At 38.3% G+C, this 15,785-nt stretch carries 14 protein-coding genes and 1 pseudogene; 6 read left to right on the top strand and 9 right to left on the bottom strand.

Annotated elements, in window-relative coordinates:
* Positions 1-110 precede the first annotated feature (110 nt).
* The 9 genes and pseudogenes from N5O98_RS25715 to N5O98_RS25680 form a co-directional block, all read right to left on the bottom strand.
* Positions 111-1,340: pseudogene (locus N5O98_RS25715) on the bottom strand (sodium:solute symporter family protein); the annotation flags it as partial.
* On the bottom strand, positions 1,337-1,462 hold the full coding sequence (locus N5O98_RS27530; RefSeq protein ID WP_004296931.1) for a symporter small accessory protein: 126 nt from the start codon (positions 1,460-1,462) through the stop codon (positions 1,337-1,339). The gene N5O98_RS27530 and the pseudogene N5O98_RS25715, both read right to left, overlap by 4 nt.
* A gap of 71 nt (positions 1,463-1,533) precedes the next feature.
* Positions 1,534-2,133 carry a nitroreductase family protein gene (locus N5O98_RS25710; protein ID WP_004296933.1) on the bottom strand — a complete coding sequence of 200 codons (600 nt, stop codon included), beginning with the start codon at positions 2,131-2,133 and terminating at the stop codon, positions 1,534-1,536.
* 11 nt (positions 2,134-2,144) lie between these two features.
* The gene (gene metH / locus N5O98_RS25705) at positions 2,145-4,892 is read right to left on the bottom strand and encodes a methionine synthase (protein WP_004310799.1); all 2,748 of its coding nucleotides are present in this window, start codon (positions 4,890-4,892) and stop codon (positions 2,145-2,147) included.
* 89 nt (positions 4,893-4,981) lie between these two features.
* A complete protein-coding gene (smpB, locus tag N5O98_RS25700; RefSeq protein ID WP_004310798.1) occupies positions 4,982-5,434 on the bottom strand; it encodes an SsrA-binding protein in 453 nt (150 codons plus the stop codon).
* A gap of 9 nt (positions 5,435-5,443) precedes the next feature.
* Positions 5,444-5,989 carry a Yip1 family protein gene (locus tag N5O98_RS25695; RefSeq protein WP_004305955.1) on the bottom strand — a complete coding sequence of 182 codons (546 nt, stop codon included), beginning with the start codon at positions 5,987-5,989 and terminating at the stop codon, positions 5,444-5,446.
* Positions 5,990-6,021: 32 nt separating this feature from the next.
* Positions 6,022-6,780, bottom strand: a complete 759-nt coding sequence (locus N5O98_RS25690) for a hypothetical protein (protein WP_009000889.1) — start codon at positions 6,778-6,780, stop codon at positions 6,022-6,024.
* Positions 6,781-6,862: 82 nt separating this feature from the next.
* The gene (locus tag N5O98_RS25685) at positions 6,863-7,363 is read right to left on the bottom strand and encodes a DMP19 family protein (RefSeq protein WP_004310795.1); all 501 of its coding nucleotides are present in this window, start codon (positions 7,361-7,363) and stop codon (positions 6,863-6,865) included.
* Between the two features lie 601 nt (positions 7,364-7,964).
* Positions 7,965-8,369 carry an HsmA family protein gene (locus N5O98_RS25680; RefSeq protein ID WP_022200016.1) on the bottom strand — a complete coding sequence of 135 codons (405 nt, stop codon included), beginning with the start codon at positions 8,367-8,369 and terminating at the stop codon, positions 7,965-7,967.
* Between the two features lie 238 nt (positions 8,370-8,607).
* Here N5O98_RS25680 and N5O98_RS25675 point away from each other — a divergent pair, with 238 nt between their 5' ends.
* The 6 genes from N5O98_RS25675 (at position 8,608) to N5O98_RS25650 (ending at position 15,150) form a co-directional block, all read left to right on the top strand.
* Complete coding sequence (locus N5O98_RS25675; protein WP_004296942.1) at positions 8,608-9,309, top strand: iron-sulfur cluster assembly scaffold protein; 702 nt, start codon at positions 8,608-8,610, stop codon at positions 9,307-9,309.
* A gap of 19 nt (positions 9,310-9,328) precedes the next feature.
* Positions 9,329-10,339 carry a GGGtGRT protein gene (locus N5O98_RS25670; RefSeq protein WP_004325523.1) on the top strand — a complete coding sequence of 337 codons (1,011 nt, stop codon included), beginning with the start codon at positions 9,329-9,331 and terminating at the stop codon, positions 10,337-10,339.
* Between the two features lie 365 nt (positions 10,340-10,704).
* Positions 10,705-11,916 (top strand): site-specific integrase, encoded by a 1,212-nt coding sequence (locus tag N5O98_RS25665; RefSeq protein ID WP_118161395.1) that lies wholly within the window; start codon positions 10,705-10,707, stop codon positions 11,914-11,916.
* Between the two features lie 79 nt (positions 11,917-11,995).
* A complete protein-coding gene (locus tag N5O98_RS25660) occupies positions 11,996-12,994 on the top strand; it encodes a hypothetical protein (RefSeq protein WP_229127984.1) in 999 nt (332 codons plus the stop codon).
* Between the two features lie 260 nt (positions 12,995-13,254).
* Entirely contained in the window at positions 13,255-14,451 is a 1,197-nt protein-coding gene (locus N5O98_RS25655; protein WP_074909070.1) for a hypothetical protein, read from the top strand.
* Between the two features lie 78 nt (positions 14,452-14,529).
* Entirely contained in the window at positions 14,530-15,150 is a 621-nt protein-coding gene (locus N5O98_RS25650; RefSeq protein WP_074909073.1) for a hypothetical protein, read from the top strand.
* Positions 15,151-15,785 lie beyond the last annotated feature (635 nt).

The raw sequence follows: 15,785 nt of genomic DNA, 5'->3' as shown, positions 1-15,785 counted from the left end.
AAGCCCACCACAAAGCGAATTTCTTCGTTTTTTTTGTTACTATTTTGTTACCCACTGTTAGTAATAGGTGGGCTTCTTTCCTGATAATCAATTATATATGCTAATCAATATATAATATGAGGCAACATATAACAAATAATATAGCTGACCAGGATAGAGAATAATACGCCCAGACGGATCACATTGGTAAGTTTATTCCGTGAACGGGGTTTATAAGTTCCGTAAATATCAGAGCCTACCGAAGCACCCATCGTATGGAACTGCGAACTTAACGTAGACATACTGGCTGAAAGGATGCACAACATAAAGAGTGCGGCAAACCAGTCGGGCATCGCTTTATTAATAAAATATGGAATTATCTTATCAATATCCTGCACAACTTCGGTAGCAACCGCTCCTTCTGTTTTCAGGAAGAAAAGATTACTCAAGGCTCCAGCATGATAGATAGCCCCTACTGTTATAATCAGAAAGAAACAACCGATAAATACACCGCGGTTCAACTGCTTGCTACTCTCCACGGTCATAAAGCGAACCACTAACTGCGGCTGTGCAAGACAGCCGATTCCTACTCCTAAAATGAGAGAAGTTACCAGCGAATACCATTGTGGAGAACCTGTGATGGGCATTGCAGTCCATCCTTGATGTCCTAGCGCTTTAAACTTTTCCGGAACTAGCGGAGCAATGGCAGTCAATTCTTTATTAGCTTCGATAAAGTTCATATCAAGCACCTGATACAAAGAAAACAACAGAAATAACATACAGCCAAACATGATAACTCCTTGCAAAGCATCTGTATACATTACTCCTTTCATTCCCCCTGCTATGACATAAGCAGCAATAACCAAGGTAAATATCAATAAGGAAACATTGAAATCAATCTGAAAGATTTGTTCGATGAATACGGCTCCACCTTTCATTACAACCGCTGCATAAAGCGGCATTCCGATGAAAATAACAGCAGCAATAAATACCTGTATATTACGGGAACGGAAATGACGGCCTAATAATTGAGGGAAAGTACTCACATTCAACTTCGCCCCCATACGCCGGGTACGCAAACCGAAAAAAATAAAAGCTATAACCACCCCAACAAACATATTGAGGAAACAGAGCCACTGAATACCCATTCCAAAAGCAGCCGCCACTCCTCCAAAACCTACAATAGCAGATGCAGAAATAAACGTAGCACCATAAGAAAGTGCCATTACGATAGGATTCATCTGACGTCCGCCTACCAAATAGTCACTGGTATTCGTTGTTTTCTTATATCCCAAAAAGCCGAGGTAGGCCAGTGACAGCAGATAAGCTACCACAATTAGTCCAAGAGTAAATGTATTCATCGGGTTTCGTCTTTTTCGTCGTCCTTATTCCAATATTTCAGCCCAAACCAGGCAGCGAAAATCACACATACCACCGAAAGTAGGTAAGGCAGAATAATAAAAGGGTCGTCTATTCCAAACATTTGCGTATCAGATTTTAATCAATTTGGACGCAAATGTAAGGAAATTATTGAAAAGACAAAACTTTTGTTTACTAATACTGATTATAATGTATCTTTTTCTCGTCAAATTTCTGTTTCGGGTTCTCTTTTGTAGCCGGATAGCCAAAAGGAATGACACAAAGCGGAAGAATATTATCGGGCAGGTTAGTATATTTACGCACTACTTGCATACGGTCTTCATAAGGATAGGCCGCTGTCCATACAGCACCCAATCCCAGACTTTCAGCAGCCAACAAAATATTCTGTGCTGCTGCAGAACAATCTAAATACCAATATGACGAGCGTACTGAATCTCCACAGACAATGATGGCGTTACGGGCCTGCGTCAGCATTTTGGCATAAGGAAGTGCTGCTGCCATTGAATCTAGTTTGGCACGATCAGATACTACCACAAATTCCCATGGACGGATATCCCTACCCGTAGGAGCAGCCATTCCGGCACGAAGCATCAAGTCGATTTTCTCTTTCTCTACTCCTTTATTCAGATAAGCACGCACACTTTTGCGCTCGAAAATATTATCCAACACAGCATTTCCGGTTCCGGATGTTCCTTTTTCTTCTTTTGCAGAAGAACAGGAGGTCATAGCAGTGACTGCTACAATCAGACATAAGAAAGAGAAAATCTTTTTCATTGTGACAATGTTTAAAACAGGTTCAACTTATTTTTCTGTGCTTCTTCCAACGAAACAGTTTCACGCTTCATCAGCCCACTCTTTTCACGGAGTGCTTCATATTCTGTTTCCAATTCATTCACCAGCTCGGCTTTTGCCTGCGGGTTGAGCAATTTGGAAGCGACACTTGCATTTTGGGAAGCATCTTTCAGGTGTACTACCGGAGCATGATAAACAGGAGCAATCTTTAATGCCGTATGCATCTTCGATGTAGTGGCTCCACCAATCAAAAGAGGAATATCCAAACCTGCTTTTTCAAGTTCAACAGCCACGTGAGCCATTTCTTCCAAAGATGGAGTAATCAGTCCACTCAACCCGATCATATCTACCTTTTCTTCAATAGCACGCTGAACGATGGTTTCTGCAGGAACCATTACTCCTAAATCTACAATATCATAACCATTGCAGGCCATCACTACAGCTACAATGTTTTTTCCGATGTCGTGCACATCCCCCTTTACAGTTGCCAGTAGCACTTTACCTGCCGAAGCACTTCCTTCCACTTTTTCCGATTCAATGATCGGTTGCAAGATAGCTACGGCTTTCTTCATGGTGCGGGCAGTCTTCACAACCTGGGGAAGAAACATCTTACCGGCACCAAACAGTTCACCAACATGGTTCATTCCATCCATCAGCGGTCCTTCAATTACATCGACAGCTTTATCATAAAGAGGCAATGCCTCTGCCAAGTCCTGTTCCAGAAAATCTCCAATTCCTTTCATCAAGGCATACTTCAAACGTTCCTGAACAGTTCCTTCTCTCCAGGCATCTTGCTTGACAGCCGGTTGTCCGGCAGTTTCGCTCATGTTTGCTTTCAGAGATTCCGCTAATTCGATAAGCCGTTCCGCCGCATCCAGACGACGGTTTAAGACAACATCTTCTATCTTTTCCAAGACATCAGCCGGAATATCAGTGTACAATACGGAAGTTCCCGGATTCACAATTCCCATGTCCATTCCTTGTTGGATGGCGTGATAAAGGAACACTGCATGCATGGCCTCACGGATATAATTGTTGCCACGGAAAGAGAAAGAGAGGTTGCTGACTCCTCCGCTGATGTGTGCACCAGGGAGATTTTTCTTTATCCAAGCGGTAGCTTCAATAAAATCTACAGCATAGTTATTATGTTCTTCAATCCCCGTAGCTACAGCAAGCACATTGGGGTCAAAAATAATATCGTGAGGATTAAAACCAATTTTGTCAACCAAAAGACGGTAAGCCCGTTGGCAAACTTCGATTTTACGGGCGGCTGTATCTGCCTGTCCTTTCTCGTCGAACGCCATGACCACAGCAGCGGCTCCATATTGCCGGATGATTCGGGCATGTTCAAGGAAAACTTCCTCTCCCTCTTTCAAAGAAATAGAATTGACGATTGATTTGCCCTGAAGACACTTCAGTCCGGCTTCAATAACTTCCCATTTGGAAGAATCGATCATAATCGGAACACGGGCTATTTCCGGTTCGGACATGATAAGATTCAGGAAAATAGTCATCTCTGTCTTTGCCTCCAACAATCCATCGTCCATATTGACGTCAATCACTAAAGCACCGTCCTCCACTTGTTGGCGGGCGATAGAAAGGGCTTCATCATATTTCTTTTCATTGATGAGACGAAGGAACTTGCGCGAACCGGCTACGTTGCAACGTTCGCCGACATTCACAAAGTTTATTTCCGGCTTCACCTCCAACAGTTCAAGTCCGGAGAGCCACATACAATCCGGCGCAGAGGCAGGAACGTGTGGTTTAGCTCCTTCTACAAGGGCGGGATATTCAGCAATATAAGCATCTGTCGTACCACAACAGCCACCAATAATATTGATTAATCCTTCTTCAATATATTCTCTCACTTCATGAGCCATATCCGCAGGTGTCTGGTCATACTTACCCAGACTATTCGGTAACCCGGCATTCGGATAGGCACTAATATAATAAGGTGCACGGGATGCCAGCTGTTCCAGGAACGGCTTCAACTGACGGGCACCGAATGAGCAATTCAAACCGACTGAAAATATATTGGCATGTTGCACAGAAGCCAGAAATGCATCCAATGTTTGTCCGGACAATGTTCGTCCGCCAATATCAGACACTGTTACAGATAACATGATCGGCACTTCTATGCCTGTCATTTTCATGGCTTGTTCGGCAGCAAAAATTGCAGCTTTGGCATTTAGGGTATCAAAGATTGTCTCAATCAGAATGGCGTCTACCCCACCTTCGAGCATTGCTTCCATTTGTTGCTGATAGGATGCAGCCAGTTCGTCGTAACTCAAAGCACGATAAGCCGGGTTGTTCACGTCCGGGCTCATAGAACAGGTTTTATTGGTAGGTCCTACGGAGCCGGCCACAAAACGTGGTTTATCTGGATTCTTGGCTGTATACTCGTCAGCAAGGTCACGAGCCAATTTTACGGCTGCAAGATTCATCTCACGTACGTATTCTTCTACGTGATAATCAGCCATAGAAACTGTGGTTGAGCTAAATGTATTGGTCTCGATGATATCCGCACCCGCTTCCAGGTATTTACGATGAATATCCTGAATCACGTCGGGACGTGTCAGACACAACAAGTCATTATTCCCTTTCAGCTGTCCGGGAATATGCGCAAAACGTTCACCACGAAAATCTTCTTCTTTGAGATTATATTGTTGAATCATTGTACCCATTGCCCCATCCAGAATAAGGATGCGTTCGGATACGATCTGAGAAATTGTCTTTTTCATTACCCTATCACATTAATACCTAATTACCACTCTGCCAACATCTGCCAGACCTCTCGTAGTCCGGCGTTTTATCTTATAGCGTTTTTTACTTACCGCTTGAACATTCTTGCCATATCTCTACGGTCGTCTTTCTCCTTTATAGATTCTCGTTTATCATATTCCTTCTTACCTTTCGCCAAAGCGACTACCAGTTTCGCCAAACCTTTCTCATTGATAAACAAGCGTACAGGGACAATCGTAAAGCCGGGATTTTTCATCTCCCGCTGAAGTTTTTCCAATTCTTTTTTACTAAGCAACAACTTCCTCTCTCTACGTGCCGTATGATTATTGTACGATCCATAGAAATATTCGGCGATGTGCATATTCTTCACCCACAATTCGCCTTTCGTAAAATAGCAAAACGTATCTACCAGACTGGCTTTTCCCAAACGAATGGATTTTATTTCCGTACCGGTCAATACGATACCTGCTGTGTAGGTATCTATCAGCTCGTAATCAAACGTAGCCCGTTTATTCTTTATATTTACAGGAGGTTGTTTCATCTTTACTCATTAATTAAGTATAGCCGTCAGTCTATTAAACACGATCTGTATCACCGCCGGACATAGTATTAACAATACAGACGACAAAAGGGTGTATTTTAATCGTTGTTTTTCTTCTACTCCCATCAGTACAGGAACTCCCTCCCATACCACATAGACGATGTAGAACTGCAGCAACCAAGCAATAATTCTAAAATCAGGTAACAGTCCGGTTACTATCTGAAGCAGGAAAGGCACAACCAATGCATATCCTGCAAACTGTTGTGTCAACGGCATATTACTATGCATACCAAACATTCTTGTTCCCATTTCATTAATGGCATAAGCTGCCAGAAAATAGCCACCGAACAGGGCTACAGCTACGGCACAACAATTGGTCATAGCTATCTGGAAACTTTGCGGACCTCCCCATCCATTCGTCAATAACGAACCAATGAATACGGACAGACCGCATAAACCAATCATAGGATAGACAAAAGCTATATATACTTTTCGCCTATCCTCTTCCATAGAAATTTCCTCCCAGGCCTTGGCCGGAGAGGAAATCAATTTCATTGCTATGTTAAATAGTTCTTTGTAGTTCAATGTTATTCTGTAAACGCGTATTGATATTCAACTGAAGTTTCTCCATTCTCGTCTTTCAATTCATCTTTTGAGCTATTGGTTTCAGCTTTTAATACCAAATATTGTGGCAATTTACCAGTTTTCTCTTTAAACTGATAAAGAGCTGAACTAATTGAATAAGCTCTATAAGCATATGTGAAGTTGGAACGAGTTACACTTTCCTCTCCATCCTCAACACGGTGACTAATATATAAATTCAACTTAGTAGCATTGCTTTCTATTTCATCAGGATTATAGGAAAGACAAAATGAATGTTTCTTTAATTCTGATTCTTCAACACTAGAGTTTGTAACCTTCACCCAATATGGCATTGTTAAAACAATCGTATTTTTATCATAATAAACCAGACTTGACTGTTGCTTATCCAATGTATAAAGAGGATTAGTAGGTTTAGTCTTTGTTGTAGACAAACTTTCATCACCTTTAGGATCAATACAAAGTGGAGTAGATAACAGCGTTACTGGTATACTATTACTATTCGCTGATACCTGTGATTGGTCATATTGACATGAAATTATGTACATAATCCCATCCAATAAACCTAATTCTGTAGTTGGAACCAACTTAGTAGTTCCATCACCCATCAAAAATGATGAATAATTATACTTAACAGGAACAGTCATCGTAACATTGTGGTTATCGTCTCCATTCATACATGAAGTAACCGACATCCCCATAACCACAGCCATCAAAGCCACCAAGAAAAATTTCACTTGTTTCATAAACATATTTTTTAGATTTTGCAAAGATATAAATTCTAATTCATAATTAATAAATGCAAGTACTTAAAAAATACTGCATCCGTTACTTTATTATTTTTGCAAAAAGTTCCAAATGATCATCTACGTAGCTTGCAATCAATGCTGTGACTTGTTCTTCCATCTCTAAATAAGCTTCTTCCAACTCATCAAAAGCTTCATATTGCTCGTACATAGCCATAAATTCATCATCCGTCCGTTCCTTTTCCAAATCTTTCCGGTTGGAATCAAAGATTTTCTTAGCCTTATAAACTAATTTAGAGAATTCTTCCGCTCCCCACAAACGCATCACTTTCGCAAACGGATTATCAAAGATATAGCCACCATAGCCATTCTGAATCAATTGGCAGAATCCCCCTACCATCACCTCATCACGAAAAATCTGATATGCCAGCAAAGAATGTTGTTCTCCTGTCAGCAGAGGCATTGTTTCGGCAGTTAGTTCGCCACCGATAATCTCTTTATATTTATCTGTAAACGCTTGGATAAATTCATCCATTCCTTCACCCGCAGCCTTCTGTAAAGCAGACTCTAAAACTTCGATCATACCTTCATTTAATATTTGAAGCAACAAAGTTACAACTTTAATCCCATATCTAATAATGATACGCCTACAATCTTACTAAAAACAATTATCAATCCGTTTCATTCCTTCCGGTACGGTTTTGAAGCAAATGATACTTTAGCAAACAAGTATTGAAACGGTAGCCCGTGAAATAATATAGAATTTACCTAACGTACAAACGTAGGTTATCTACCGTGTGAATGTCCGTTACCTACCGGGCGAGCATCAACAACCTACCAGACAAAAGTCGGTCATCTGCCGGACGAACAGTTCATGAGGGACACGGGAACAGAAACGGTACCGACGAAGTGATCCGAACCGACAACGGCAGCAGCCAAAGCCATCTTCTCTGCCCAGTATTATTGCTGTTGTTTATAACAGAAATAATACTTTTACTTACTCTTCTTTACTCTTCTCTTCTCTACTCTACTGGTTTTCATTGGCTTTTCCCCCTTTACTGGTGGGTGTTTCAGCGCTTTGTACACCCCTCTCCGAACACCCTCATTTTTGTATCCTTTTGAACTAAATAACGTAAGCTTTTAGCGGAATAATCCCTCTCCCCCTATTTATCTGCTGCCTAATCCTATACATGTAATCGCATCCCCAAATAAACTCCTATTAAATAAGGTATAAGCCAAATGCACCAAACTACAATGCTGAAACGATTAAAATGTCTCTTTTCTACAGGCGTTCCCTTCACATAGGTCCATATCGCCCATAACGCATGTACAAACATCAGAAGAATAGCAATCACTCCTGTCACCGTATGCATTTCGTCATGCAGATGAGTCAGTTCGGCAATATGCTCCATCAGGCTTGCACCCACCGTATCGGCCAGCAACCCGAGAAGAAAGAAAATGATATGCCAAAACTTTAATTTCCTTTGAATACGTTCTCCCCAAACACCTATCGTATAAAACACAAGCGCAGATGAAATAACACAAATTGCCGCTATTAAATAATGTATATCTATCTGATTCAGTTCCATAAATTTTCTTTTTCTAATAACAACAAAGCACAGGATAGATAGTTCTCACGGTTTCAATCTTTCACAAATGCAATCCCGACTTTACAAACGACGAAAAAACGTAAACAGATTTGTCTCTTTTCACAAAAAAGTAATAAAAGGCGATTTGCAGAAACAAATAAATCGACTACCTTTGTGGGCGATTTAGAGAATCGTGACTACGTATTTTTAATTATATCACTTAAAAAAAGAGCTAATTATGACTTATTCACACGAAGTGGAACACATGTGTGTTGTAAAGAAGGGTCCTAACCACGGACCGGCTCCCATACCCGAAGAAGGCAAATGGGTAAAATCTAAAGAAATCGTTGATATTTCTGGTTTGACACACGGTATCGGTTGGTGCGCTCCTCAACAAGGTGCTTGTAAACTGACACTGAACGTTAAAGAAGGTATCATCCAGGAAGCCTTGATCGAAACAATCGGTTGCTCTGGTATGACTCACTCAGCTGCTATGGCTTCTGAAATTCTTCCGGGTAAAACAGTTCTTGAAGCATTAAACACTGACCTTGTTTGCGACGCTATCAACACTGCAATGCGCGAACTTTTCTTGCAAATCGTATACGGACGTACTCAATCAGCTTTCTCTGAAGGTGGTTTGATTATCGGTGCAGGTTTGGAAGACTTGGGTAAAGGTCTGCGTAGCCAAGTAGGTACTCTTTATGGTACTTTGGCTAAAGGTCCTCGTTACCTTGAAATGGCAGAAGGTTATATCAAACAAATCTTCTTGGACAAGAACGACGAAATCTGCGGATACGAATTCGTACACATGGGTAAGTTCATGGACGAAATCAAGAAAGGTACTGATGCTAACGAAGCTTTGAAGAAAGTTACAGGCACTTACGGACGCGTAACAGCAGAACAGGGAGCAGTTAAATCTATTGATCCACGTCACGAATAATATAAGGAGGAAAGAAACTATGATTAGAGAAGTAAAATTCGAAAGCCAAGACCGTCGTATCAAACAGATTATCGCTGCCTTGAACGCTAACGGCATCAAAGATATCGAAGAAGCTAACGCTATCTGTGAAGCTCATGGACTTGATCCTTATAAAACGTGTGAAGAAACTCAACCTATCTGTTTTGAAAATGCAAAATGGGCGTATGTGGTAGGTAGTGCAATCGCTATCAAGAAAGGTTGCACAAACGCTGCTGAAGCTGCTGAAGCTATCGGTATCGGTCTGCAAGCTTTCTGCATCCCGGGTTCTGTAGCTGACGACCGTAAGGTTGGTATCGGCCATGGTAACCTCGCTGCTATGTTGCTGCGCGAAGAAACTAAATGTTTCGCTTTCCTGGCAGGTCACGAATCTTTCGCTGCTGCTGAAGGTGCTATCAAAATCGCTGCAAAAGCAGACAAAGTACGTAAAGAACCGTTGCGTTGTATCTTGAACGGTCTTGGAAAAGACGCCGCTCAAATCATCTCTCGTATCAACGGCTTTACATATGTTCAGACTCAATTCGATTACTTTACCGGTGAACTGAAAGTTGTTCGCGAAATCGCTTACTCTGACGGTCCTCGTGCAAAAGTAAAATGTTATGGTGCTGACGACGTTCGCGAAGGTGTAGCTATCATGTGGAAAGAAGGTGTAGACGTATCTATCACAGGTAACTCTACTAACCCGACTCGTTTCCAACACCCAGTTGCTGGTACTTACAAGAAAGAACGTGTTCTTGCTGGCAAACCTTATTTCTCTGTTGCTTCTGGTGGTGGTACAGGTCGTACTCTTCACCCGGATAACATGGCTGCCGGTCCTGCTTCTTATGGTATGACGGATACGATGGGTCGTATGCACTCTGATGCACAGTTCGCTGGTTCTTCATCAGTTCCTGCTCACGTAGAAATGATGGGATTCCTAGGAATTGGTAACAACCCGATGGTAGGATGTACAGTAGCTTGTGCGGTTGATGTTGCTCAGGCTTTAGGTAAGTAATTATAACGATTACGACATATTAAATCCCTGTAACTGATAAGGTTGCAGGGATTTTTTATTATCTATATTCTATAGATAGATGATAGTCTACTATTACTTATACACTTAATTTTCTTATTATAAATGGTTGTGGTTAGATGGTTGAATAAAGACAAAAAATGCTTGAATTTAACTCATTTGATAAAGCTAAGTACATGGCTGATTATATTTGAAATCGGGCTAAAATGAAGATGTTTTGTGTGCAATCTGTGTGCATTTTCGTACTTTTGGTAAACTGCACACAAAAATCAATCCAACCAACTAATATACAGAAAGATATATCATTTCAAAGGACATCCATAAGTCTAATTTCAAATGATAGAACAATGGTAAGAAGTTCTTTTGCAATTCTCTTTTTCATAAGAGATAGTAGAGTAAGAAAAGACGGTACGGCTTCAATAGAAGTAGTGCTAACAGTAAATGGTGAAAGATGCGCCTTTTCAACAGGAAAAAGAGTAAAATCCTCTAACTGGGACAAAGTTAAACAACAAGTAAGAGGTAAAGATGAAGAGGCCCAAAGCCTCAACAACTGCCTAAAAGCTATTAAAGCTAAACTGTATCAGAAAGAAGCTGAATTGTTAGACAGAGGTTTTATAATCACAGCGGAACTATTACGTGATGCTTACTTTGATAAAGTAGAATCCATAAAAGAGAGAAGCCTGTTTGAAGTCTTTGAAGAGCACAACAAAGAACAAGAAAAGTTAGTTGGTAATGGGGTTTCTAAAGCTACCTATTGGATATCAGTCTATACAGTCAGATTATTAAAAGATTTTGTTCAACAAAAGTACAAACGTGAAGATTTATACTTACGTGAACTAAACATAAACTTTATCCAATCCATTCACTCATTTCTAAGAGTTGATAAAGGCATGGCACAAAATTCATCTACTAAGCACTTGAAGTTATTGAAAAAGATAATCAACCTATCTGTAACCAACTCATACATAACTTTCAATCCATTTTCCACTTATAAAGTCGAAAGAGAACCTGTAGAAATTGATTTCCTAGACGAAGAAGAGCTAAGAAAAATTATCAACTTTGAAACTCCTATCTCACGTTTTGAGAAAGCAAAAGATTTTTTTCTTTTTGGATGCTTCACTGGATTAAGCTATATTGACATCAAAACGTTAATGCCAGAACACTTTGAAAAAGATAATGCAGGCAGAATATGGATAAAAAAACGAAGAGTAAAAACAGGTATACTTTCCAGAATTCCCCTACTCCCTATTGCTAAATTAATACTGGACAAATATAAAGGCAGTAGTAGAATAATACCAATCCAAGACCCAGCAGATATTAATAAATACCTAAAGGATATAGCTATACTTTGTAATATCAACAAACGAATTACATTCCATACCAGTAGGCACACTTTTGCTAGTACAGTTACTTTAGCTAATAATATTTCATTAGAGGTAGTATCGAAGATGCTAGGTCATACCAATACAAGAATGACTACTCACTACGCTAAACTTTTGGATAAATGTATAGGCGAACAAATGGATAAATTGATAGATACATTTAATTGTGAAAAATAGAATCTTCTTTAAAATAAAATGTCGCTTTGCTTTTATGGTGAAGCGGCATTTTTTTATTTTTGTGACAAAGTTTGAAAATATGGAATATCAGATAATACCAATCAATACGATAAAGCGAATCGAATCATGGATGAATAGTGAGGTGGGATTCAGCCGTTCAATGTTTCATAATGAACTGGACTATATATCTGATGTATATCTTTTGGGTAATAAGTTCCCAATGGAAATACAGGATTTGTACTTGTCAATAAAGAAGGAAGAGCAGGAGATTCCCTATCCTAATTGCGGGACAGATGAGGACAAATATGAATTTAGCATGACTGTGGGAAAGAATTTAGTCCTTGAAAGTGGTAATTTTAAAGCCGAGTATATTGAAACATTGTGGAATACATACAATAAAAATGAAGACGAAGCCTATGAACAACAAGACCAAGATGTATTTTACGCTATTCTTCTTATTGTAAGTATCTACTATAAATACACACAGACCAATGGCTATTTTGATTTTAAGGATTATATTGCTGACCCAACGCAACTAAAGTATAGTTATTCTGTCAGACCGGATATGCTACGTCTTTACAAGATGTTTCATGAGAAGAAAAAGACCAAGAGTAATATTGTCACGATTGAATATAACAAACAGAAAATAGAACTTACGAATGATGATAGTTGGTTTCTCAATATGATAACTCCGTATCTTGATAAATATTTAGGAGTTTCAACTTTGGAAGAAGCGGAAACGGAATTGGATAAAGATTATCCCAGTATAGGTAAAAGAGGGAGGAAGCGCGAAAATGCGATACTTGATACGATAACTCTTAGTATATATAACCTACTACGCCACTCATCATTTGCAGCCAAAGGTAAAGGATTAACAGATAACGAGGGGAATTTTATTCTTGAGTTACTGAAATATCTCAAACTGATTGATGAGGACAGTCCTAAAAATGACATATTGAATTTACGGGCTACAATCAGGAACTTACAAAAATATGAAGTTCGTCCAAATTGGTGGAAAATCCCCATGTGCAAAACATCCCCCAATAATCCAGTTGAATATTTAAAATCATATTGGTAAAACATATAAATAAAAAAATATTAGCCTTGCATTTATATTGCAGGGCTATTTTTTTATCTGCATATAGTTGATATTTAATGTGTTGTGTGTTGCGAGTTCACATAAAGAATTAGACATAAAAAAAGGGATTTCTTTATGTTTTCTTCTTTATTCTACAGGTTACCATTTCTCCGTAAGTTTGTAGCGTAATCAGAAGCAGTAAGGCGCCAAGTTGATGATTACTTAAAACTTAATTATTAAACAAAAAATAAAGAAAAAAAATGGAAACAATTACTACAATGAGAGTAAACGAGAATGGAAATGTTAATGTGGAAACTTTAAAAAATAGTGATAATATGGAAAATCAAGCAGGAACTATTTCAAAAAACGAAGTATTGGAAAACGCTCGCAAAATCCTAATGGAAAAAAGAAAATATCTATCAGATAATGCAGATGCAGATACCAATATTGTAAAAGCAGCTAAAACTAATGTTGCTAAGGCTGAAAAGGATTATGCGGTTGCATTGCATGATGTTAAACTTCCTACTATTTCAGTAGAGTTTTGGCAAGTGGAAGAATCTACAGAGGAAAAGGAGGTTATTAGCAAAAGAAAAGAGGATATTATTATTGCAATTTCCGATTATAATATGACTGTAACTAAAGTGAATGTTGAATTGGGAAAAGATTTGATTGGTGATGATAAATTTGAAAAAACGGCTCTGCTTGTAACGGCAGCCCAAACTTTCTATGAGGCTGATATTGAATTGAAAGACTTGAATGGTAATGTCATTCCTAAAAATACTCCAAATGTTTATGTGCCTGTTGATACAGCAAATGGATATTGGCAATGGAAAACTTATCATGAAGCCAATATCGATAGAGTGGTTAAAGATGAATCAGCTTTAATTGTTGAAAATGTCAGAATCAAGGAATTTGTATCATTGCAAGAGTTTGCAAAGTATAGAGGGGTAAATAATGTGCTAAGTAGAGGGTTTAATGGTATGGAAAAAGCAGGTAATGCGGCATTGGCTACTCAACATGAATTTTATCAAAAGATATTCCAAAAAGCTAAAGAGCTGAAGGCTAATATTAGTGTAATTACTAAATATTATAATCAAGGAAAGACCTTAAGTCTAAAAGTTTGGAATAATGCAATGCTTGGTGAGGTTGAAACTAAATTTGAATATGATTTATCAGTTGGTGATAGAATTATAGATACTTTGAAAGTTAAGGGGTTCAAGGATAAGTTTATCAAAGAACGTTATATGATTGATGCTATGACTCTGTTAGCCAAACATAAACCACAAGGTGCAGAAAGTGCAATTGGAATCGATGAAGTCATAGAAACAGTTAAGGCTTTGGATGAAGCTACCGTTAAATTCATACCAAATATAACTACTGATAAATTGAATGAAATATATTCAGCTTTGTATAGTCAGTATCTAAGGAAGCATGATATTATAGGAAAGGCAGCCTAATTCATATTATATTCTAATAGAAAGTCCATGTGACAGGTGGACTTTCTAAAATTAAGTAACATATTATTGTTGTTAAAAATGCTTTTACCTGTAAATTGCAAAAATCAGGCGACTGTAAACTATTCCATTTTAAATAGATTTAAGCCTGCATATATTTATAGATTTTTCTGTTTGTCTCTTTCAAGAGATGATTGGTATAATGTGAGAATTACTTTAGATGAATTGAAAAGAACATGTGGCGATAAACTTGGAAGTTTTAATAAGGTATTTAAAGAATATTTGAATATAAAACTATATTCAGAGGATAACGGTTATAGGACTAAAACTAAGCGCAATATTTACCATATCCCTGCAATGGAAGAACAATGTATCACTATCTCCAAAAAGTTTGTCTTAATCGAACTGGACACAGCGAGTAAGGGTTTCTTTATCCAATTGCTTCTATTATCCCAATATGGCAATATAGAACTGATTAGAAAAAATATAATCAAAGCAATCGGAATAGATACAAAGACTTATGACAAGTATATAATAAAACTTGTTGGCGCTGATTTAGTATCAATTACTACTCCCTTAACTTTACATACTGAAAATATTCTATTGGAAAACGACTTTTCCAAGCAGAAAAAACTATCCACGAAGAAAGTAAATAAAATAGCAGAGATAGACGATAATGGGAATATCATAATTCCCAAGTAAGGGGAAAAAGTGTTCTTTATTAATATATTAATATACTGTACTTTTTCCCTTACACCTAACTATTTTACAGAATAGGATGCAATAAAAGTGATTTTTTCTGTGTACGGCAAAGAGAAATGTGATTATTAATACTATAAGTTATCCTTAGCTTTACATAGGTAAGGTAGTGGGGAAAAAGTATCTGATATTAATTATATATTATAACTCACATTTTCCCCTACTACTAAAGAATTTAAACTTTATGTGCGCATGAACTTCATTTTTTAGTGTGACAGAGTATCTGTTTTGATTTTTAAAGATTAAGAGTTATATAGGCTAACTCTGTATTTGAAGTATGAAACACTGAAAAATATGTCAATGCCTACAAATAAGCTCATTATAGAGACTTTGACGAATAAATTAGTCTACTATCCAACTAAAAACAAAAATAGCCGCAAGCGAGTACACTTACAAATGTGCTCAATTACGGCTTTTTTTGTGGAACTTCTAAATTCTTGTCTAATACAAGGGATATAGCAGTTCGCAATTTTAAATATGGGAGTTAATTTTCCCAATGGAAGTGTGGGAAAATGCAAATATGACCTGTTTGATTTACATATAATTCAAGGAGTTGAACCATTGACAAACAGGTAGTT

Source organism: Bacteroides sp. LFL-34 (assembly GCF_027257075.1).
Lineage (GTDB): Bacteria > Bacteroidota > Bacteroidia > Bacteroidales > Bacteroidaceae > Bacteroides > Bacteroides ovatus.
This window is presented reverse-complemented; position numbering and strand designations above follow the sequence as displayed.